This window comes from Leclercia tamurae (assembly GCF_025566055.1).
Taxonomy (GTDB): Bacteria; Pseudomonadota; Gammaproteobacteria; order Enterobacterales; family Enterobacteriaceae; genus Enterobacter; species Enterobacter tamurae.
The window spans coordinates 266,373-286,341 of the sequence record NZ_JAMHKS010000072.1 but is presented as its reverse complement, the minus strand read 5'-3'; the positions used below and the strand labels follow the sequence as shown (position 1 = coordinate 286,341).

Below are 19,969 nucleotides of genomic sequence, written 5' to 3'. Positions count from 1 at the left end.
TTTGCCTGGCGGCTGTAGCGCGGTGGTCCCACCTGACCCCATGCCGAACTCAGAAGTGAAACGCCGTAGCGCCGATGGTAGTGTGGGGTCTCCCCATGCGAGAGTAGGGAACTGCCAGGCATCAAATTACGTAGTGAACCGGGGCATTAATCCGGTGGTTACAGAAGTATTCGGTGGAGCGGTAGTTCAGTCGGTTAGAATACCTGCCTGTCACGCAGGGGGTCGCGGGTTCGAGTCCCGTCCGTTCCGCCACCTATTGAAAGCCCTGAGCTAACGCTCAGGGCTTTTTTTCTTGCCTGTCGTTTAATTATTGCTATAAACGCAAAAATCCTCTGCTTAATACGCTCTTTTTTCACATAGCCTCAGCAGTAATAATCCTCTTTATTAACAAACATGATGAAGAAAAGAGGAATTCAATGACTATCCCTGCATTTGGTCTCGGCACTTTCCGCCTGAAAGACGATATTGTCATCGCATCCGTTAAAACTGCCCTCGAATTGGGCTATCGCGCGGTTGATACCGCGCAGATCTATGATAACGAAGCTGCGGTCGGCCAGGCCATCGAAGAGAGCGGCGTACCGCGCGACGAACTTTTTATCACCACCAAAATCTGGATTGAGAACCTCAGCAAAGAGAAATTAATCCCAAGCCTGAAAGAGAGCCTGAAAAAGCTGCGCACCGATTATGTCAATCTGACCCTGATCCACTGGCCATCGCCAAACGACACCGTGTCAGTTGAAGAGTTTATGCAGGTGTTGCTTGAAGCTAAATCCCAAGGGCTGACGCGTGAAATTGGGATTTCTAACTTCACTATCCCATTGATGAAAAAGGCGATTACGGCTGTTGGCGCAGAAAATATTGCTACTAATCAGATCGAACTTTCTCCTTATCTGCAAAACCGTCAGGTAGTGGAGTGGGCGCAGCAGCACGACATTCATATCACCTCTTATATGACGCTGGCTTACGGCAAAGCGCTGAAAGATGAAACCATTCTGCGTATTGCTGCCAAACATAACGCCACTGCTGCGCAGGTTATCCTGGCGTGGGCGATGGGGGAGGGGTATGCGGTGATCCCTTCTTCAACCAAACGTGAAAACCTGGCAAGCAACCTGCTGGCACAGGATCTGATGCTGGATCAGGACGATAAAAAAGCGATCGCGGCACTGGATTGCAACGATCGCCTGGTGAGCCCGGAAGGGCTGGCGCCGAACTGGGATTAATTTAACCCTCCCTCTGTACCCAAAACCCTCTTACAGCTCCTTCGGGAGCTGTTTTACATGCTCGCTCAGAAAGTCGATAAAGGCCCTGATGCGGGTACTTACCGCTCTGTCACTGTAATAGACCGCGCTAAAGGGCATTTCAACCGGCAGGCGCTTATCCGCCATCAGCTCGACCAACTCTCCCCGGGCGATCTCTTTATCAATCATATAGTCCGAAAGACAGGCAATCCCGTTCCCTTCAAGGCATAACTGCTTGAGCGTCTCGCCGCTATTCGAGGATAACCCGCTCACCACTTCATGAAGCTGGCCATCCCGACAGGCAAGGGGCCAGGTATTAAGGGATACCGGCTCCGTAAAGCCCAGGCACAGATGCTGCTTGAGCTCCTCAATCGTCTCAGGCTTGCCGAAACGGGCAATATAGTCCGGAGAGGCGATGATTTTGCGATAACTGGTGAACAGCGGGCGTGCCCGCAGACTGGAGTCGGTTAGCGTCCCGGCGCGGATCGCCACATCCACCTTGCGCTCAATCAGGTTGATAAAGGTTTCTGACGAGACCAGAGACAGCGACATTTCCGGATAACGCTCGCGGAAAGGTTTAATTAAAGGCATCAGGAAATGGAGCACCACGGGGGTGGCGGCGTCGATACGCAACAGGCCGCGCGGCGTGCTCCGGGTTTCCATAATCTCTGTTTCTGCCGCCGCCATCTCCTGCAGGATAGACTGCACGCGACGGAAATAACGTTCGCCTTCTTCTGTCAGGCTTAGCTGCCGGGTCGTCCGGTTCAGAAGGCTGACGCCCAGCTTCATCTCCAGCTTTTTTACCGACCGACTGACGGCTGAATTGGCCTGACCGAGCTGTTCGGCGGCGCGGCTAAAGCTGCCGCTCTCAACGACGGCGACAAAGATCGCCAGTTCCTCAGAGGTTGCTTTCATTGTTGCTTAATCCGCAAAATTGTATTGATACTTTGAGCATTTTTGTTATTTAAACACTGGCGCATACTCCGTGTCATCTTAATCCTGATGAGACGGAGTTTTATATGCCTCTGGCGCTACTTGCCCTGACGATCAGTGCCTTTGCAATCGGCACTACCGAATTTGTTATTGTAGGTCTGGTTCCAACCATTGCTGACCAGCTTGCCATCTCCCTGCCTTCTGCGGGTCTACTGGTTTCCATCTATGCCCTTGGCGTAGCGATCGGCGCGCCGGTGCTGACTGCACTTACAGGCCGTCTGCCGCGTAAACAACTGCTGATGGCGTTGATGGTACTTTTCACCGCCGGCAATATTCTTGCCTGGCAGGCACCTGATTACACCACCCTGGTGATTGCCCGTCTGCTGACTGGCCTTGCCCATGGGGTCTTCTTCTCCATCGGCTCGACCATCGCGACAAGCCTGGTGCCTAAAGAGAAAGCAGCCTCCGCCATTGCCATTATGTTTGGTGGTTTAACCGTGGCGCTTGTTACCGGTGTCCCGTTGGGCACCTTTATCGGACAGCATTTTGGCTGGCGTGAAACGTTTCTTGCGGTCTCGCTGCTGGGGGTAATCGCTTTGATCAGCAGTCTGATACTGATCCCGTCGAACATTCCGGGTCGTGCGGCAGCAACGTTACGCGATCAGATGAAGGTGCTGACCCATCCTCGCCTGCTGATGATCTACGCCATTACGGCGCTGGGTTACGGCGGCGTGTTTACCGCCTTTACCTTCCTGGCACCCATGATGCAGGATCTGGCCGGATTCTCACCGAGCGCAGTCAGTTGGATCCTGCTCGGCTATGGGGTGTCGGTGGCGATCGGCAACATCTGGGGCGGCAAGCTGGCAGATAAGCACGGCGCCGTTCCGGCACTGAAAATTATCTTTGCCGCGCTGGTTGTCCTGCTGCTGGTCTTCCAGTTTACCGCCTCGATGCAGTATGCCGCGCTGGCGACGGTACTGGTGATGGGGATCTTCGCCTTCGGCAACGTACCGGGCCTGCAGGTCTACGTGGTACAGAAAGCCGAGCTCTACACCCCTAATGCCGTAGATGTTGCCTCTGGTTTGAACATCGCTGCTTTCAACGTGGGCATTGCGCTGGGGTCTATTATTGGCGGGCAGACCGTAGAGCACTTTGGTCTGGCACAAACGCCATGGATTGGGGCGGTAATTGTACTCGCGGCATTTATGCTGATTGGCCTGAGCGGTCGCCTGGATAAGACCCCTCATGTTGTGCTGGAATAAGCTGGTGTAAGCACTTGCTAACAAAACCAAACAGCGGTTTATCAGTAATTGCGTTGAAAGTGTGAGCTTAAAACCCTATAACATTAGAACCCGCTCCTGTTTCTGGACGGGTTCTGTTTATAGAGGTCGTTTCACATCGTGCGAAAAAATACCTATGCCATGCGTTATGTTGCCGGACAACCTGCGGAGAGAATTTTGCCTCCGGGGTCGTTTGCGAGCATTGGCCAGGCGTTGCCCGCGGGCGCACCTTTAAGCAGTGATGAAAAAATCCGGGTGCTGGTGTGGAATATCTTCAAACAGCAGCGCGCCGAATGGTTATCCGTTCTGCAAAACTTTGGTAAAGATGCGCACCTGGTGCTGTTGCAGGAGGCGCAAACCACACCAGAGCTGGTCAGGTTTGCGACCACTAACTATCTTGCTGCTGACCAGGTACCGGCATTTGTCCTGCCTCAGCATCCGTCAGGCGTGATGACGCTCTCTGCCGCCCATCCTGTTTATTGCTGCCCGCTGCGGGAACGAGAACCGCTCCTGCGCCTGGCAAAATCTGCCCTGGTCACCGTCTACCCACTCCCGGATACCCGTCTGCTGATGGTGGTGAATATCCACGCGGTCAATTTTAGTCTCGGCGTTGACGTCTACAGCAAACAGTTGCTGCCCATCGGGGATCAGATCGCGCATCACAGCGGTCCGGTGGTAATGGCCGGTGATTTCAATGCCTGGAGCCGCCCGCGGATGAACGCGCTTTATCGCTTCGCGCGTGAGATGTCGCTGCGCGAAGTGCGCTTTACTGATGACCAACGTCGCAAGGCGTTTGGTCGCCCGCTCGATTTTGTATTCTATCGTGGTCTGAACGTCAGTGAAGCCTCAGTGCTGGTGACGCGCGCATCCGATCATAATCCGCTACTCGTCGAATTCAGTCCCGGCAAGCCTGAGAGATAGAGGTATGTCAGGTCTGCCGTGGGGCAGGCCTGTGCGGGTGCTGCCCTTTATTTTTCATCAACCAAAGGACAGCAGAAAATGACAACACAGTCCCATCATGACAACGTAGAAAAACAGTTTGGCTCCCAGGCAAAGGCCTATCTCACCAGCACGGTTCATGCATCCGGGCGCGATCTGCAGCGTCTGGCTGAACGTCTGGCCGACTTCCCCGATGCCAGCGTGCTGGATTTAGGCTGCGGAGCGGGCCATGCCAGCTTTGTGGCGGCACAGCAGGTCGCTCATGTGACGGCATATGACTTATCCAGCCAGATGCTGGAGGTGGTCGCTGCGGCTGCCAGTGAGAAGGGGCTGGGGAATATTGCTACCCGCCAGGGTTATGCCGAATCCTTACCCTTCGCCGACCACTCTTTTGATATCGTCATCAGCCGCTACTCGGCGCACCACTGGCACGATGTCGGCCAGGCGTTACGCGACGTTAAGCGGGTGCTGAAACCGGGCGGTCTGGTCATCATCATGGATATCATGTCGCCCGGCCATCCTGTTCGCGATATCTGGTTGCAAACGGTTGAAGCCCTGCGTGATACCTCGCATGTCCGTAATTATTCCAGCGGCGAATGGTTATCGATGTTCACTGACGCCGGGCTGATTACGCGGGCGTTGCAGACCGACAGGCTGACCCTGGAGTTCTCTTCATGGATTGCCCGTATGCGCACGCCAGAGGCATTGAGCCAGGCAATTCGTCTCTATCAGGACAGCGCTTCCGCGGAGGTAAAAGCCTATTTTGAGCTGCAGGAGGAGGGCTCATTCACCAGCGATACGCTCTTCGCTGAAGCCCAGAAAGCGGGATAAAACAAAAAAGGCACCGGGGGAATCGGTGCCTTTTTTACATCAGGTCTCTGAAATCAGGAATCCGGTGTTGCGTTGTTTTTCACAAACAACGTTATCCGATCGCCAGGCTGCAGATTGTCGGTATCGCTGTTCCAGCGCATCACATCTTTGATGTTTACGCCGTGACGCTTCGCAATACTGGAGAGCGAATCGCCTTTTTGCACGCGATAGGTAATGCTATCGCTGTTATTGGCGAGACGCTGCGCGCTGGTACCTGCGCCAATCGTCAGGTTCTGACCCACTTTCAGGCTAGAGCCGCGCAGCTTGTTCCACTGCTGCAGATCGTTGGTGCTCACGCCAAGACGTGATGCAATACCTGAGAGCGTATCGCCTGTACGTACCTGATAGCTACGGCTGTTAACCGGTGAATTATCCGCGATCAGCGTAGACTGAACCGCAGCAATTTCGCCCGCCGCCAGAGATACCCGTAACTGTTCAGCGTGTTTCTGCGGCACCAGAACGTACTTCGGCCCGCTGTTACCCAACGTAGAGCCTTTCACACCTGCGTTAAAGGCTTTCAGTTTGGTGACCGAGATACCTGCCATATCCGCAACCTGTCTCAGTTCAACAGGATTGTTGATACGCACTCTCGCCAGCGCGCGACTCTCGTCCGAGGTCGGCAGCTTCACACCGTACTGTTGGCTGTTTTTGAAAATTTCACTCAAAGCCAGCATTTTTGGCACGTATAATTTGGTTTCCCGTGGCAGTGGAAGCGACCAAAAGTCGGTAGGTTTACCCCGTGCTTTATTCGCTTTCATTGCCTTCAGTACACGACCCTCACCGCTGTTATACGCAGCGACAGTCAGCAGCCAGTCACCGTCGAACATCTTGTTCAGACGTTGCATCATGTCGAGTGCTGCAGTCGTCGAAGCGACCACATCACGACGCGCATCGTAGTTGCGGGTCTGTTTTAAACCATAATTGCGCCCTGTGCTCGGTATGATCTGCCAAAGACCTGCGGCCTTGGCGCCAGACGTTGCATGTGGGTCAAAAGCGCTCTCCACTATGGGTAGTAGTACCAGTTCCATAGGCATGTTACGTTTCTTAACTTGCCCTGCTATCCAGTACATATACGGCTCTGCCCGTAAAGTTACATCGTGGAGATAGCTCTTATTGCTTAAATACTTCTGTTTCTGTTCGCGTATCCGGCTGTTTTCCGGAATTCCCATCTTTAGCTCGTCACCAATGGAGACCCACAAGTCTTGATCCTGTGCGAAAGACGTCCCATCGTCTGCCCATCGCGATTGACTTGTAAACTTCCCTGCTTCCCCTTGACCAGCTGCAGAAAGGCTCTGTGCGTGCTGTTGTACGTTGCCAGTGTTCTGAGACGCCTGGCAACCCACAAGCAGGACAGAGGCGAGTAATATCGCTTTTGCCTTCATGTGTGTGTCAATAGTTGCTTAAAAGACGAGCGATGATAACGACGAACATTTGAAAAGGCAACACACAATTACTACAAGTTATCTTTCTTCGCCCTTAACCATGCGAAAATCTCTTCAGGTTGTTGCATATTTGTTTCTTCATTAATTTTATTAATTAAATCAACGTCATCAGTTCTGAGAAATACATTAATTTTACGTTCATTTTTCAGAATTCCGGGGAGTGTTTTTTGTTTTTTTGCACGTAACTCATTAACTTTGCGGTAATAATCCTGAATCGCCATATCCTCGGGCAAAACGTGCATTGCAAACTTCATATTCGCTAAAGTGTATTCATGCGCGCAACAAATGAGGGTGTCGGCGGGAAGGGCGTTAATTTTCTGGAAGGACTGGTACATCTGGGCTGGCGTACCTTCGAACAATCTTCCGCAGCCGCCGGAGAACATGGTATCGCCACAAAAAAGATAAGGAAAACTGAAGAACGAGATATGTCCTAAAGTGTGACCCGGTGTGGCAATTACAGAAAACTCCGACGCAAGAATGAGGATCTTTTCTCCATCTTCGACTACGCGGGTAGCACCTTTATCTTGTGTCTCAGCGGGGCCATAGACTACAAGATGCGGAAATTTTGCACAGATCGCTGCCACGCCGCCCACGTGGTCGTGGTGATGATGGGTCAGCAGAATCGCTTCCGGCTGCCACTGGTTTTGCTCAATTCCCTTCAGCACCGGCTCTGCCTCGCCAGGATCGACTATGATGCAGCGACCTTCATCATTGGTTAAAACCCAGATGTAATTGTCCTGAAAAGCAGGAATACTGATAAGATTCATACATTACCTCTCATAGCGTGGCGGGTGTTTTGATGAAACCGGCAAGGATACCTCAGATTGTCTCAGCACCAGCACATTGGGCGGAATTGCCCTGGGGCGAATACTATCGCGAAGCGCTTGAGCAGCAGCTTAAGCCCTGGTTTGCGAAAATGTATGGTTTTCACCTGCTTAAGATTGGCAATCTGAGCGCGGAAATCAACACCGAAAGTTGCGGGATCTCACATCAGGTTAATGTTTCGCTGGGGGGCGAACCCGTTCAGGTGAAGGCGGACCCGTTACATTTGCCGTTTGCTGAAAAATCCGTGGATGCCTGCCTGCTGGCGCATTCGTTGCCCTGGTGCGAGGATCCACACCGTTTGCTGCGGGAAGCTGACCGGGTGCTGATTGATGATGGCTGGCTGGTGATCAGCGGCTTTAACCCGATGAGTCTGATGGGGCTGCGTAAGCTGGTGCCGGTTCTGCGCCACACCCCGCCGTACAACAGCCGGATGTTCACCCTGATGCGCCAGCTCGACTGGCTGTCGCTGCTCAACTTCGAGGTGATGCACCATAGCGGTTTTCAGGTCTTACCCTGGACGCAGCAGGGCGGGAAGATGCTCAGCACCCATTTCCCGGCGCTGGGCTGCATGCAGCTGATTGTGGCGCGCAAGCGCACCATCCCTCTGACGCTTAACCCCATGAAACAGAGCAAAGCGAAAACGCCGCTGCGTGCCGCCGTGGGTGCGACACGACAATACCGTAAGCCCTGATCAGGCTTCCGGTTTATACCCTACATCGTCATGCTGCGGATTCATCGCCGCTGCGCGGGCCAGTTCGTCACAGCGTTCGTTTTCAGGATGCCCGGCGTGGCCTTTCACCCACTCCCACTGGATTTTATGCTGGCTGAGTGCCGCATCCAGACGCTGCCAGAGATCGACATTCTTCACCGGTTTTTTGTCGGCCGTTTTCCAGCCCCGTTTTTTCCAGTTATGGATCCACTGGGTGATCCCCTGGCGCACATACTGGCTGTCGGTGCTCAGCACGATATCGCAGTGCTCTTTCAACGCCTCGAGCGCGACAATCGCCGCCATCAACTCCATACGGTTGTTGGTGGTCAGGCGATAGCCTTCGTTGAAGGTTTTTTCGTGTTCGCGATAACGCAAAATTGCACCGTAGCCCCCCGGTCCCGGGTTGCCGAGGCACGATCCGTCGGTGTATATCTCTACCTGTTTACGCATCCTGGCAGACATCCTGTAATCAAAATGGTAAGTCTGACATAAATGGTCGCCATCAGCACTGCAAAATAGAGTCGGTGCGAATTAGCCTTTGAAGGCCTGGCCAGGTTGTTTACAATGTCGCCGTTGAACAGAGCAGGTTTTCAGAATGAGTATTGCAGACACACATAACGCCGACAGGATCATCGTCCTCGATACCGAAACCACCGGTATGAACCAGATCGGAGCTCACTATGAAGGGCACAAGATCATCGAGATCGGTGCGGTAGAGGTGATCAACCGCCGTCTTACCGGCAATAACTTCCACGTCTACCTGAAGCCAGACCGGCTGGTGGACCCGGAAGCTTTTGGCGTGCACGGTATCGCAGATGAATTCTTGCTGGATAAACCCACCTTTGCCGACGTTGCCGATGAGTTCATCGACTACATCAAAGGCGGCGAGCTGGTCATTCATAACGCCTCGTTTGATATCGGCTTTATGGACTATGAATTCAGCAAGCTCAACCGCGGCCTGCCGAAGACCGACACCTTCTGTAAAGTCACCGACAGTCTGGCGATGGCGAGGAGGATGTTCCCCGGCAAGCGTAACAGCCTCGATGCGTTGTGCTCGCGCTATGAAATAGATAACAGCAAACGAACGCTGCACGGGGCATTACTCGATGCCCAGATTCTGGCCGATGTCTATCTGATCATGACGGGGGGCCAGACAGCGCTGGCCTTTAACGCCGATAATGATTCCCAGCAGCAGTCCGGAGAGAACGAAATCCAGCGCATTGTTCGTCAGGCCAGCGCATTACGCGTCATTCTTGCCAGCGATGAAGAGTTGCTGGCACATGAATCACGTCTGGATCTGGTGCAGAAGAAGGGCGGTAGCTGCCTGTGGCGCGGTTAAATGCTGTTAAAATAACCGTTTGGATCGTTTTTGCAGCAAACGATTCAAAAGCAGAGAAAAAGCATTGACGGGATCGGAGGCAAACCGTAATATCTGCCTCGTTCCCAAGGGAACACAGCGGAGCGGTAGTTCAGTCGGTTAGAATACCTGCCTGTCACGCAGGGGGTCGCGGGTTCGAGTCCCGTCCGTTCCGCCACTATTCAGAAGGCCTGAATCAGCAATGATTCAGGCCTTTCTCGTTTTATTGCGCTGCTGATTTGGCCGGGCAACACGCTCTGATGCTACCCGGCAGATGTTTAGTTAATGCTAAACGGATCCGCATCCTGCCAGGCAGGAAACTTCTCCCGATAGTCTCTCAATGCCGTCAATGACAGCTCGGCATCAATGCGTGTGGCATGGTGCGGCTCTGCGGTGGCGATTATCTCCCCCTGCGGGTTTATCACCCGGCTGTCGCCGCGATAGTGATGCCCATTGCCGTCAGTACCCACCCGGTTGCAGCCCGCGACATAGGCCTGGTTCTCGATTGCCCGTGCGGTTAGCAGCGCCTGCCAGTGCAGCGAGCGCGGGGCAGGCCAGTTAGCGACATACAGCGCCAAATCATAATCGTTACGGTTACGCGACCATACCGGGAAGCGCAGGTCGTAACAGACTAATGGCAGAATGCGCCAGCCGCGCCACTCAAACACCAGCCGCTCATTACCCGCTTCATAATGCTGGTGTTCATCCGCCATGCGGAAAAGGTGGCGCTTATCGTAGAAATGCACCTTGCCCTCGGGCTCAACCAGCAGGAAACGGTTAACCGGCCCGCGTTCGGTCTGCAACGCGGCGCTCCCGGCGATTAACGCCTGGGTTTGCTGCGCCCTGGCCTGCATCCAGGCCACTACATCCTCCTGCGGCAGGGACTGTTTTGCCGCTTCCATGGCAAACCCGGTGGTGAACATTTCAGGCAGGATAATGATGTCGCGTCCGGCGATCCCCTCCAGCTGACGATCAAAATGGCGCAGGTTGGCGGGGCCATCCATCCACACCAGCGGTTGTTGCAAAAGCGTAATCTTCAAACCAGGCACAGTAAGACTCCTCGAAGAACCACATTTTGACACTGTAGCACGACAATCAGAGAAACGGGCGGCAATAAAAAACCCCGCACCAGGCGGGGTTGTTTAGCACTGCAACGGGTTATGCAGCTTCCGGTTTACGCACGATCTCTGTCAGCTTTACCGGCTGTGTTGCCAGCTCATCGGCATCGAAATCATCGACGTTGATACTGCGCAGACGGCTCTCTTCCGCTTTGATCAGCAGGGCAGCGTCGTCCTGACTGATGATGCCCCCGGCGAGGGCCTGTTTCGCCAGCTCATCCAGGCGGGTGAACGGCAGGTTTTTGCCCAGCTGTTTGCAGATCTTCTGATGAATCGGATCGGCAGCCATCACATCCAGCAGCGCCTCTTCCAGCAGACCCACCGGGTTATGCTCGCTCGGGGTCAGATACTGACCGCGGCCGATACGGGAGCGGGTTGCGCTCGGCACCTGCAGGATCTTCGCTACTTTATGATCCAGCTTATCGGACGGCGCCAGATAGTGACGACCGGTCGGGAAGATGACCACACGCAGGGCACCAGCGACAACGCGGTTCGGGAAGTTCACCAGCAGATCGTCAATAGCCTGTTCAGCCTGATACAGCGCATCCTGCACGCCCCAGTGCACCAGCGGCAGATCCGCTTCATGACGGCCTTCATCGTCGTAGCGTTTCAGTACCGCAGAGGCGAGGAAGATCTGGCTCAGCACATCACCCAGACGGGCGGAGATACGTTCCCGGCGCTTCAGGCTGCCGCCCAGCACCGCCATCGACACGTCGGAGAGCAGCGCAAGGTTGGCACTCAGACGGTTCAGATGCTGGTAGTAACGACGGGTGGCATCGCCAGTTGGCGTGGTGCTGGTCAGGCCGCGGGTCAGACCCAGCCAGAAGCTGCGCATTTGGTTGCTGCCGACGTGGCCGATGTGTTTAAACAGCAGCTTGTCGAAGGCATCCACGTCATTGTTCTGTGCGGCCGCCATCTCTTCCAGTACGTATGGATGGCAGCGGATCGCACCCTGACCGAAGATCATCATGCTGCGGGTCAGAATGTTGGCCCCTTCCACGGTGATGGCAATAGGTGCGCCCTGATAGCCGCGCGCCAGGAAGTTGCCTTCGCCGAGCATAATGCCTTTGCCACCAGCAATATCCATCGCGTCGATGATCGACTGCTGCGCACGGTGGGTACAGTGATATTTCACGATGGCGGACAGTACGGCAGGTTTTTCACCCAGCATAATGCCGTAGGTAATTAAGGAGGCGGCTGCATCCATTACGTAGGCGTTGCCTGCGATACGTGCCAGCGGCTCCTCAATCCCTTCCATCTTACCGATAGAGACTTTGAACTGACGACGGATGTGAGCGTAAGCACCAATCCCCATCGCCACCGATTTCAGCCCGCCGGTTGAGTTCGACGGCAGGGTAATACCGCGGCCAACAGACAGACATTCCACCAGCATACGCCAGCCCTGACCGGCCATTTTCGGGCCGCCGATGATGTAATCAATCGGGACAAAGATATCCTGACCGCGGGTCGGACCGTTCTGGAACGGCACGTTCAGCGGGAAGTGACGACGACCAATTTCCACGCCCGGGGTAGAGGTAGGGATCAGCGCACAGGTAATGCCAAGATCCTCTTCACCGCCTAACAGCTTGTTCGGGTCGGAGAGTTTGAAGGCCAGGCCAAGCACGGTGGCGATTGGCGCCAGCGTAATGTAGCGTTTGTTCCAGGTCAGGCGCATACCCAGTACCTGCTCACCCTGCCAGTCGCCCATACAGACCACACCGGTATCCGGGATGGCACCGGCATCGGAACCCGCTTCCGGGCTGGTCAGTGCGAAGCATGGGATTTCCAGACCGCGTGCCAGACGCGGCAGGTAGTGATCTTTCTGCTCTTCAGTACCGTAATGTTGCAGCAGTTCGCCCGGACCTAAGGAGTTAGGCACGCCGACGGTGATCGCCAGGATCCCGGAGACGCCGGACAGTTTTTGCAGCACTCGAGCCTGAGCGTAGGCAGAGAACTCCAGCCCGCCGTACTCTTTCTTGATGATCATCGCGAAGAAGCGATGCTCTTTTAAAAATGCCCACAGTTCCGGTGGCAGATCGGCCATCTCATGGGTGATCTGGAAGTCATTTGCCATCCGGCAGGCTTCTTCAACCGGACCATCAATGAACGCCTGCTCTTCTGCAGTAAGGCGCGGCTGCGGGTAGTTGTGCAGCTTTTTCCAGTCAGGATTGCCCTGGAACAGATCGCCTTCCCACCAGGTGGTGCCCGCATCGATAGCTTCTTTTTCGGTACGCGACATCGGCGGCATGACTTTGCGGAAGCCACGGAATACCGGAGCGGAAATCATCGACTTACGCATGGAAGGGATGTTGAACGGCACCAGCATAATCGCCACCGGCACCAGCACCCAGATATTCCAGATGCCAGCGACGCCGAGCGCAGCGGTCCAGGCCAGTAAGATGAGGCTGCTCAAAAGCAAGCTGACCCGGTGATAGAACAACACCCCGATCAGCATAACGGATAAAAGAATACTTAAAATCATCATAAAGAAATGCTCCCTGTCTTGTAGGAGGTCTGACCACTTGTGATGATATGGTTGTAGTGGATGTTATTTCTTTTAGCAATGCATTCACAAAATAATTACAACCTGGTTCACATTGTTCATGTTTTACGCGGCACAAATAAGCAAAACGCCTGCCGATTCATGCGGCTTTAGCTTCTCGCTTTTACCGCTATCCGGTAAACTTGCTCTGTTATTTCATCAATACTGAAGGATTATCCTCATGTACCAGGATCTTATTCGTAACGAACTGAACGAAGCGGCGGAAACGCTGGCTAACTTTCTGAAAGATGAAGCCAATATTCACGCTATTCAGCGCGCGGCGGTCCTGCTGGCCGACAGCTTCAAAGAGGGCGGTAAAGTGCTCTCCTGCGGCAATGGCGGTTCACATTGTGATGCCATGCACTTTGCCGAGGAGCTGACCGGTCGTTATCGTGAAAACCGTCCGGGCTATCCGGCGATCGCCATCTCTGACGTCAGCCACATCTCCTGCGTGGGCAACGACTTCGGTTACGATCATATTTTCTCCCGCTATGTTGAAGCGGTGGGTCGTGAAGGAGATGTCCTGCTGGGAATTTCTACCTCTGGCAACTCCGGCAACGTGATCAAAGCGATTGAAGCCGCGCGTGAGAAGGGGATGAAAGTCATAACCCTGACCGGCAAAGACGGTGGCAAAATGGCAGGTACGGCGGATATCGAAATTCGTGTGCCTCACTTCGGTTACGCTGACCGTATTCAGGAAATTCACATCAAAGTGATCCATATCCTGATTCAGTTAATCGAAAAAGAGATGGTTAAGTAAGACTTCGCTGGGGGCATATCGCCCCCGCAGTTGTGGAGGTGATGTATGTGCGAACTGCTCGGGATGAGCGCCAATGTGCCGACCGATATCTGCTTCAGTTTTACCGGGCTGGTGCAGCGCGGTGGAGGAACCGGGCCGCATAAAGACGGCTGGGGTATCACCTTCTACGAAGGGAAAGGCTGTCGCACGTTCAAGGATCCACAACCCAGCTTCAACTCCCCGATTGCCAGACTGGTGCAGGATTATCCGATTAAATCCCGCTCGGTGGTGGCCCACATTCGCCAGGCCAACCGCGGTGAAGTCGCGCTGGAAAACACCCATCCGTTTACCCGCGAGCTGTGGGGACGCAACTGGACCTACGCCCACAACGGCCAGCTGAGCGGTTACAAGTCGCTGGAGACCGGCAACTTCCGTCCGGTGGGGGAAACCGACAGTGAAAAAGCCTTCTGCTGGCTGCTGCATAAGCTGACCGAGCGCTATCCACGCACCCCGAGCAACATGACCGCAGTGTTTAAATACATTGCCTCGCTGGCGTCTGAGTTACGTGAGAAGGGCGTGTTCAACATGCTGTTGTCTGACGGGCGCTACGTGATGGCGTTCTGCTCCACGAATTTGTTCTGGATTACCCGCCGGGCGCCGTTTGGCGTGGCAAAGCTACTGGATCAGGATGTGGAAATCGACTTTCAGAAAGAGACCACACCGAACGATGTGGTCACTGTGATTGCAACGCAGCCGCTGACGGGCAACGAAGCCTGGCAAAAGATTATGCCAGGCGAGTGGATCTTATTTTGTCTCGGGGAGCGTGTAGTTTGACGCCAGTTGTGGCTGGACGACTTCGTGGCTCAGCGGTTTGCTGACTATGTAACGTCCATCCACCACCGAAACGGTCGGCGGCTTACGCGTCTGCTGGAAGTAGTCATAACCCGGTTTCAGCTGTTTCCAGAACTCCGCGTAGTAGGAGGTTTTGTGACGCGCCATATTGGCATCGGTCATGCGGAACGGATAGATGCTCACCTGCACGGCAGACTGGCCAAACACCAACGCCCCGGTCACAAACTGGAAGATCTCATCAATTCCGCTGTCGGTCATGGCATAGCAGCCGACGGAAACACAGGCCCCGTGGATCATCAGGTATTTACCGTCATAGCCATGGGCACGGTCATAGGCATTCGGAAAGCCGATGTTGATGGCTTTATAGAAGCGGCTGTCGGGTTTTAGCTGGCTACGCTGAACACTGTAGAACCCCTCCGGGCTTTTAAAATCGCCCTGACGCTGTTTCGGGCCGAGGCCGCCGGAGTAGTTACAGATTTTATAGCTGTCGAGCAGCTGATACGTCTCACCCATCTTCACAAACAGGTCTAACGTACGCTCTTCCTTGAAGATCTGGATATAGACCGGAGAGCCCATCAACTGCTGCTTGTATTCTTTGCTCACTGGCGTCGTGGAGCTGTTGCTGCTGAGCAGCCCGGCAAACGAAACGCACGGAATAAGAAGCATCGCAATGAACAATGCGATTTTACGCATACTACATGTTCCTTGATAAAACATAACCAACTTGCCAGGACGGCAAAAGAGAGCCGAAATCAGATTTGTCTGTATCGGGCGTGCTCACATTAGCACCACTGCATTTTTTCGCAAGCGCCAGCTCGACGGTTTACAAAATAGTTTTCCCTTATAACCTGGATCGGTCGCGCTGGCATTGAGAACTTTGCGTAATTGGTCGCATTTTAGCACCTGCCGCTGCGTTATCTCTGCCTCCTGATAGGTGAAAATGGTACACTGCGCCCGTCTTATGACCGAAGGTTAAGAAAGGACGCTTTTTCAGGATCATCCGCGATCCTTCTGTTCACACAGGCGAGTTCTCGCCGCCTTTCTTTATCCTGTGCAACGACTTCTGACTCGTCCGCCCCTCTGAGCGGAACGGTTATTCATGGATATCAACTAACACTATGATCAGAATAAGAAAAGGACTTGATTTGCCGATTTCTGGCATTCCCGTACAGCAGATTTCGCCCTGTGCGGCTCCCCGCCACGTGGCGATCCTGGGGGACGACTACATCGGTATGCGTCCCACCATGCTGGTGCAGGAAGGCGACAGCGTTATTAAAGGCCAGGCGCTATTTGAGGATAAAAAAAATCCCGGCGTCCTCTTCACCGCACCCGCCAGCGGAACGGTAGTAGCCATTCATCGTGGCGAGCGTCGGGTACTGCAATCGGTGGTGATCCGGCTGGAAGGCGATCGGCAGCGCGAGTTTACCCGCCACAATACCGCCGACCTGCATGCGCTCTCCCGCCAGGCGGTGCAGGCGCAACTGCTGGAATCAGGGCTATGGACGGCGCTGCGTACCCGTCCATTCAGCAAAACCCCGGTGCATGGCACCGTGCCTGCCGCCATTTTCGTCACCGCCATCGACACCAATCCGCTCAGCGCCGACCCGCAGCCGATTATCCTGGCCCAGCGTCAGGCATTTGATGCCGGACTGACCCTCCTCACACGTCTGACGGACGGCAAAGTACATGTCTGCCAGGCGGGCGGCGGCAAGCTGGGCGGGCACCCGCAAGGGAAGGTGACGTTCAACGCCTTCGCCGGGCCGCATCCGGCAGGGTTGCCAGGGACGCATATCCATTTCCTGGAGGCCGTCAGCCTGACCAAACAGGTCTGGCATCTCAACTACCAGGAGGTGATCGCCATTGGCAAGCTGTTCACCACCGGCGAGCTTTGTACCGAGCGGGTTATCGCCCTCGGCGGCCCGCAGATGCGCAACCCGCGTCTGGTGCGCACCTGCCTGGGGGCAGATATTAATGACCTGCTGGCGGACGAAACCCTGGACGGCGAAAACCGTCATATTTCGGGCTCAGTCCTCAGCGGCAGGCATGCCACAGGCACTCACGCGTATCTCGGGCGCTTTCATCTACAGGTCAGCGTGGTGAAAGAGGGGCGCGAGAAAGAGCTGTTCGGCTGGGTGATGCCCGGCAGAGAGAAGTTCTCCGTCACCCGCACTACGCTTGGCCACTTCCTGCGCAACAAGCTGTTTAACTTCTCCACCGATACTAACGGCGGCGAGCGGGCGATGGTGCCTATCGGCAACTACGAACGCGTAATGCCGCTCGACATCCTGCCGACCCTGCTGCTGCGCGATCTGCTGGCGGGGGATACCGACAGTGCCCAGGCGCTGGGCTGCCTCGAGCTGGATGAAGAAGATCTGGCCCTGTGCACCTACGTTTGCCCCGGTAAATACGAATACGGACCGGTATTGCGCGAGGTATTAACCCGCATTGAGCAGGAAGGATAACTGATGGGCCTGAAACATCTCATTGAAAAGCTGGAGCCGCACTTTACCCGCGGCGGCAAGCTGGAAAAGTATTACCCGCTGTTTGAAGCGACCGCCACGCTGTTCTATACGCCTGGCCAGGTCACCAAAGGGGCCGCGCACGTGCGCGACGCTATTGACCTCAAGCGTATGATGATCCTCGTCTGGTTCGCGGTGTTCCCGGCAATGTTCTGGGGCATGTACAACGTCGGTCTGCAGACTATCCCGGCGCTGACGCATCTTTATGATGCCCAGCAGCTGCCGCAGATTATCGCGGGCGACTGGCACTACCGGGTGGCGCAGATGCTCGGCGTCAGCTTTACCCCTGATGCCGGTTGGATCAGCATGATGACGCTGGGGGCGGTTTACTTCCTGCCGATCTACCTGACGGTCTTTCTGGTCGGCGGCTTCTGGGAAGTGCTGTTCGCGATTATCCGCAAGCACGAGATCAACGAAGGCTTCTTTGTTACCTCCATTCTGTTTGCCCTGATTGTCCCGCCAACGCTGCCGCTGTGGCAGGCGGCGATGGGCATCAGTTTTGGCGTGGTGATGGCGAAGGAGATCTTCGGCGGTACCGGGCGCAACTTCCTCAACCCGGCCCTTGCCGGACGTGCGTTCCTGTTCTTTGCCTATCCGGCGCAAATCTCCGGCGATCTGGTCTGGACGGCGGCGGATGGTTTCTCCGGTGCGACGCCGCTGTCGCAGTGGGCCGCCCACGGCGGCGAGGCGCTGGTTAACAACGCCACCGGGCAACCGGTCAGCTGGTTCGATGCGTTTATCGGTACCATTCCGGGCTCGATAGGCGAAGTCTCCACGCTGATGATCCTGATTGGCGGTGCCATCATTCTGTTTGGCCGCGTCGCCTCCTGGCGCATCGTGGCAGGCGTCATGCTCGGCATGATCCTCACCGCGACGCTGTTTAACCTGATCGGCTCGACGACTAACCCGATGTTCGCCATGCCGTGGTACTGGCATCTGGTGCTGGGCGGTTTCGCCTTCGGCATGATGTTTATGGCCACCGATCCGGTGTCGGCCTCCTTTACCGATAAAGGCAAATGGTGGTACGGGGCGCTGATCGGTGTGATGTGTGTACTGATCCGCGTCGTGAACCCGGCCTACCCGGAAGGGATGATGCTGGCGATCCTGTTCGCCAACCTGTTTGCGCCGCTGTTCGATTACCTGGTGGTGCGGGCCAACATCAAACGGAGGAAGGCGCGTGGCTGAGATAAAAAATAATGACAGCATCGGCAAGACGCTGATGGTGGTCATCGTGTTGTGCCTGGTCTGCTCCATCGTGGTGGCGGGCTCTGCGGTAGGGCTTAAGTCCCGTCAGCAGGAACAACGCGCCCTCGATAAGCAACGTAACATTCTGGCGGTGGCCGGGCTGATGCAGGGCGAAATGAGCGCCGAAGATGTGGCGCAGACCTTTGCCGAACGCATCACCCCGCGTCTGGTAGATCTCAATACCGGCGAGCTGCTGGAGAGCGATCCGTCCAGCTACAACCAGGCGCAGGCGCTGAAAGATCCACAGCGCAGCACCGTGCTGGAGGCCAGTCAGGATCCGGCTGGCATCAAACGTCGCAGCAATACGGCGGAGATTTACCTGGTGCGGGATGAGCAACAACGCGTTCAGGAGCTGGTTCTGCCGGTATACGGCAACGGATTGTGGTCGATGATGTATGCCTTCGTCGCCCTCAATACCGATGGCCGAACCGTTAAAGGCATCACTTATTACGACCAGGGCGAAACCCCGGGGCTGGGCGGCGAAGTAGAGAATCCGGCCTGGCGGGCGCAGTTTGTCGGCAAAAAGGTGCTGGATGATAACGGTCAACCGGCGCTAAAAGTGATGAAAGGGGCCGCACGTCCGGGGGATGAGTACGCTGTCGATGGCCTCTCTGGTGCCACGCTGACCTCAAACGGCGTTCAGCACAGCTTTGATTTCTGGATGGGTGAGCTGGGCTTTGGACCCTTTCTTAAAAAGGTACGTGAAGGAGAGCTGAACAATGGCTGATGCGGGCGAACTGAAAGAAGTTAAACGGGTTCTTATCGGGCCGCTGATCGCCAACAACCCGATTACCCTGCAGGTCTTGGGTGTCTGTTCGGCGCTGGCGGTGACCACCAAGCTGGAAACCGCGGTGGTGATGACCCTGGCGGTAACTCTGGTGACGGCGTTTTCCAGCATGTTCATCTCGATGATCCGTCACCACATCCCCAACAGCGTACGCATCATCGTGCAGATGGCGATCATCGCCTCGTTGGTGATCGTGGTGGATCAGCTGCTGCGGGCCTTTGCCTACGAAACCTCAAAACAGCTGTCGGTGTTTGTCGGCCTGATCATCACCAACTGCATCGTAATGGGGCGGGCAGAAGCCTACGCCATGAAGATGCCGCCGCTGGCGAGCTTTATGGATGGTATCGGCAACGGTCTCGGCTACGGCGTGATCCTGCTGACGGTCGGTTTCCTGCGCGAGCTGATTGGCAGCGGCAAGCTGTTTGGCATCACCGTGCTCGATACCGTGCAAAACGGCGGCTGGTATCTGCCGAACGGCCTGTTCCTTCTGGCCCCCAGCGCGTTCTTCATTATCGGTTTGCTGATCTGGGCGGTGAGAACCTGGCGCCCCGAGCAGCAGGAAAAGGAGTAACCG

Annotated in this window: 18 protein-coding genes, 2 tRNA genes, 1 rRNA gene and 1 pseudogene; 15 read left to right on the top strand and 7 right to left on the bottom strand. The window is 55.3% G+C overall.

Annotated elements, in window-relative coordinates; translation table 11 throughout:
- The first annotated feature begins 4 nt into the window (after nt 1–4).
- From rrf to dkgB, 3 genes are all read left to right on the top strand, one after another.
- Nucleotides 5–120: ribosomal RNA gene (gene rrf / locus M8318_RS11625) — 5S ribosomal RNA — on the top strand.
- Nucleotides 121–175: 55 nt separating this feature from the next.
- Nucleotides 176–252 (top strand) — tRNA-Asp (locus M8318_RS11620).
- 164 nt (nt 253–416) lie between these two features.
- Entirely contained in the window at nt 417–1,220 is an 804-nt protein-coding gene (dkgB, locus tag M8318_RS11615) for a 2,5-didehydrogluconate reductase DkgB (RefSeq protein ID WP_262662701.1), read from the top strand.
- Nucleotide 1,221: 1 nt separating this feature from the next.
- Here dkgB and yafC read toward each other — a convergent pair.
- Nucleotides 1,222–2,153 (bottom strand): annotated as a pseudogene (gene yafC, locus M8318_RS11610) (DNA-binding transcriptional regulator YafC).
- A gap of 104 nt (nt 2,154–2,257) precedes the next feature.
- Between yafC and M8318_RS11605 the strand changes: the two are divergent.
- The 3 genes from M8318_RS11605 to M8318_RS11595 all read left to right on the top strand — a co-directional run bounded on the left by M8318_RS11605 (nt 2,258) and on the right by M8318_RS11595 (nt 5,221).
- Nucleotides 2,258–3,433, top strand: coding sequence for an MFS transporter (locus M8318_RS11605; protein ID WP_262662700.1), 1,176 nt, complete (start codon nt 2,258–2,260; stop codon nt 3,431–3,433).
- A 138-nt stretch (nt 3,434–3,571) separates the two neighbouring features.
- Nucleotides 3,572–4,372, top strand: a complete 801-nt coding sequence (locus M8318_RS11600; RefSeq protein ID WP_039032074.1) for an endonuclease/exonuclease/phosphatase family protein — start codon at nt 3,572–3,574, stop codon at nt 4,370–4,372.
- A gap of 78 nt (nt 4,373–4,450) precedes the next feature.
- Nucleotides 4,451–5,221 (top strand): class I SAM-dependent methyltransferase, encoded by a 771-nt coding sequence (locus tag M8318_RS11595; RefSeq protein ID WP_332018793.1) that lies wholly within the window; start codon nt 4,451–4,453, stop codon nt 5,219–5,221.
- A 53-nt stretch (nt 5,222–5,274) separates the two neighbouring features.
- Here the strand turns inward: M8318_RS11595 and mltD are convergent, their stop codons facing one another.
- A complete protein-coding gene (mltD, locus tag M8318_RS11590; protein WP_106996012.1) occupies nt 5,275–6,642 on the bottom strand; it encodes a murein transglycosylase D in 1,368 nt (455 codons plus the stop codon).
- 71 nt (nt 6,643–6,713) lie between these two features.
- Nucleotides 6,714–7,469: a hydroxyacylglutathione hydrolase gene (gene gloB / locus M8318_RS11585; protein ID WP_262662698.1), complete on the bottom strand. Its 756-nt coding sequence runs from the start codon at nt 7,467–7,469 to the stop codon at nt 6,714–6,716.
- Nucleotides 7,470–7,501: 32 nt separating this feature from the next.
- Here gloB and M8318_RS11580 point away from each other — a divergent pair, with 32 nt between their 5' ends.
- Nucleotides 7,502–8,218 carry a class I SAM-dependent methyltransferase gene (locus M8318_RS11580; protein WP_262662696.1) on the top strand — a complete coding sequence of 239 codons (717 nt, stop codon included), beginning with the start codon at nt 7,502–7,504 and terminating at the stop codon, nt 8,216–8,218.
- Here the strand turns inward: M8318_RS11580 and rnhA are convergent, their stop codons facing one another.
- Nucleotides 8,219–8,686, bottom strand: a complete 468-nt coding sequence (gene rnhA / locus M8318_RS11575; protein WP_032616665.1) for a ribonuclease HI — start codon at nt 8,684–8,686, stop codon at nt 8,219–8,221.
- Between the two features lie 145 nt (nt 8,687–8,831).
- On the opposite strand from rnhA, the gene dnaQ reads away from it, so the two are divergent.
- Entirely contained in the window at nt 8,832–9,575 is a 744-nt protein-coding gene (gene dnaQ / locus M8318_RS11570; RefSeq protein ID WP_262662694.1) for a DNA polymerase III subunit epsilon, read from the top strand.
- Nucleotides 9,576–9,694: 119 nt separating this feature from the next.
- Nucleotides 9,695–9,771 (top strand) — tRNA-Asp (locus tag M8318_RS11565).
- A gap of 100 nt (nt 9,772–9,871) precedes the next feature.
- Here the strand turns inward: M8318_RS11565 and M8318_RS11560 are convergent.
- Both M8318_RS11560 and fadE read right to left on the bottom strand, forming a co-directional pair.
- Nucleotides 9,872–10,642: an amidohydrolase gene (locus tag M8318_RS11560; protein ID WP_106996008.1), complete on the bottom strand. Its 771-nt coding sequence runs from the start codon at nt 10,640–10,642 to the stop codon at nt 9,872–9,874.
- Nucleotides 10,643–10,751: 109 nt separating this feature from the next.
- Nucleotides 10,752–13,196, bottom strand: coding sequence for an acyl-CoA dehydrogenase FadE (gene fadE / locus M8318_RS11555; protein ID WP_262662692.1), 2,445 nt, complete (start codon nt 13,194–13,196; stop codon nt 10,752–10,754).
- 238 nt (nt 13,197–13,434) lie between these two features.
- Here fadE and lpcA point away from each other — a divergent pair, with 238 nt between their 5' ends.
- Nucleotides 13,435–14,013, top strand: a complete 579-nt coding sequence (gene lpcA, locus M8318_RS11550) for a D-sedoheptulose 7-phosphate isomerase (RefSeq protein ID WP_059308682.1) — start codon at nt 13,435–13,437, stop codon at nt 14,011–14,013.
- Nucleotides 14,014–14,058: 45 nt separating this feature from the next.
- Nucleotides 14,059–14,826, top strand: coding sequence for a class II glutamine amidotransferase (locus M8318_RS11545; RefSeq protein ID WP_166181648.1), 768 nt, complete (start codon nt 14,059–14,061; stop codon nt 14,824–14,826).
- On the opposite strand, the gene dpaA is transcribed toward M8318_RS11545, so the two are convergent.
- Nucleotides 14,797–15,537: a peptidoglycan meso-diaminopimelic acid protein amidase gene (gene dpaA, locus M8318_RS11540; protein ID WP_262662689.1), complete on the bottom strand. Its 741-nt coding sequence runs from the start codon at nt 15,535–15,537 to the stop codon at nt 14,797–14,799. The genes M8318_RS11545 and dpaA overlap by 30 nt on opposite strands.
- A gap of 425 nt (nt 15,538–15,962) precedes the next feature.
- Here dpaA and M8318_RS11535 point away from each other — a divergent pair, with 425 nt between their 5' ends.
- From M8318_RS11535 to M8318_RS11520, 4 genes are read left to right on the top strand one after another with little or no spacing between them, the layout of a single operon-like run.
- Nucleotides 15,963–17,306, top strand: coding sequence for a Na(+)-translocating NADH-quinone reductase subunit A (locus M8318_RS11535; RefSeq protein ID WP_262662688.1), 1,344 nt, complete (start codon nt 15,963–15,965; stop codon nt 17,304–17,306).
- Between the two features lie 3 nt (nt 17,307–17,309).
- Nucleotides 17,310–18,548, top strand: a complete 1,239-nt coding sequence (locus tag M8318_RS11530) for an NADH:ubiquinone reductase (Na(+)-transporting) subunit B (RefSeq protein WP_262662687.1) — start codon at nt 17,310–17,312, stop codon at nt 18,546–18,548.
- Nucleotides 18,541–19,335, top strand: coding sequence for a Na(+)-translocating NADH-quinone reductase subunit C (locus M8318_RS11525; RefSeq protein ID WP_106996002.1), 795 nt, complete (start codon nt 18,541–18,543; stop codon nt 19,333–19,335). Before M8318_RS11530 ends, M8318_RS11525 begins: the two co-directional genes overlap by 8 nt.
- Nucleotides 19,328–19,966, top strand: a complete 639-nt coding sequence (locus tag M8318_RS11520) for an NADH:ubiquinone reductase (Na(+)-transporting) subunit D (RefSeq protein WP_032616678.1) — start codon at nt 19,328–19,330, stop codon at nt 19,964–19,966. The genes M8318_RS11525 and M8318_RS11520 overlap by 8 nt, the downstream gene beginning before the upstream one ends.
- Nucleotides 19,967–19,969: the final 3 nt, after the last annotated feature.

What these genes read in the sequence shown, in the direction of transcription:
- dkgB (WP_262662701.1), top strand. Translation starts at nt 417, where the DNA reads ATGACTATCCCTGCATTTGGTCTCGGCACTTTCCGCCTGAAAGACGAT.
- M8318_RS11605 (WP_262662700.1), top strand. Translation starts at nt 2,258, where the DNA reads ATGCCTCTGGCGCTACTTGCCCTGACGATCAGTGCCTTTGCAATCGGC.
- M8318_RS11595 (WP_332018793.1), top strand. Translation starts at nt 4,451, where the DNA reads ATGACAACACAGTCCCATCATGACAACGTAGAAAAACAGTTTGGCTCC.
- mltD (WP_106996012.1), bottom strand. Translation starts at nt 6,642, where the DNA reads ATGAAGGCAAAAGCGATATTACTCGCCTCTGTCCTGCTTGTGGGTTGC.
- gloB (WP_262662698.1), bottom strand. Translation starts at nt 7,469, where the DNA reads ATGAATCTTATCAGTATTCCTGCTTTTCAGGACAATTACATCTGGGTT.
- M8318_RS11580 (WP_262662696.1), top strand. Translation starts at nt 7,502, where the DNA reads ATGAAACCGGCAAGGATACCTCAGATTGTCTCAGCACCAGCACATTGG.
- rnhA (WP_032616665.1), bottom strand. Translation starts at nt 8,686, where the DNA reads ATGCGTAAACAGGTAGAGATATACACCGACGGATCGTGCCTCGGCAAC.
- dnaQ (WP_262662694.1), top strand. Translation starts at nt 8,832, where the DNA reads ATGAGTATTGCAGACACACATAACGCCGACAGGATCATCGTCCTCGAT.
- fadE (WP_262662692.1), bottom strand. Translation starts at nt 13,196, where the DNA reads ATGATGATTTTAAGTATTCTTTTATCCGTTATGCTGATCGGGGTGTTG.
- lpcA (WP_059308682.1), top strand. Translation starts at nt 13,435, where the DNA reads ATGTACCAGGATCTTATTCGTAACGAACTGAACGAAGCGGCGGAAACG.
- M8318_RS11545 (WP_166181648.1), top strand. Translation starts at nt 14,059, where the DNA reads ATGTGCGAACTGCTCGGGATGAGCGCCAATGTGCCGACCGATATCTGC.
- dpaA (WP_262662689.1), bottom strand. Translation starts at nt 15,537, where the DNA reads ATGCGTAAAATCGCATTGTTCATTGCGATGCTTCTTATTCCGTGCGTT.
- M8318_RS11535 (WP_262662688.1), top strand. Translation starts at nt 15,963, where the DNA reads ATGATCAGAATAAGAAAAGGACTTGATTTGCCGATTTCTGGCATTCCC.
- M8318_RS11530 (WP_262662687.1), top strand. Translation starts at nt 17,310, where the DNA reads ATGGGCCTGAAACATCTCATTGAAAAGCTGGAGCCGCACTTTACCCGC.
- M8318_RS11520 (WP_032616678.1), top strand. Translation starts at nt 19,328, where the DNA reads ATGGCTGATGCGGGCGAACTGAAAGAAGTTAAACGGGTTCTTATCGGG.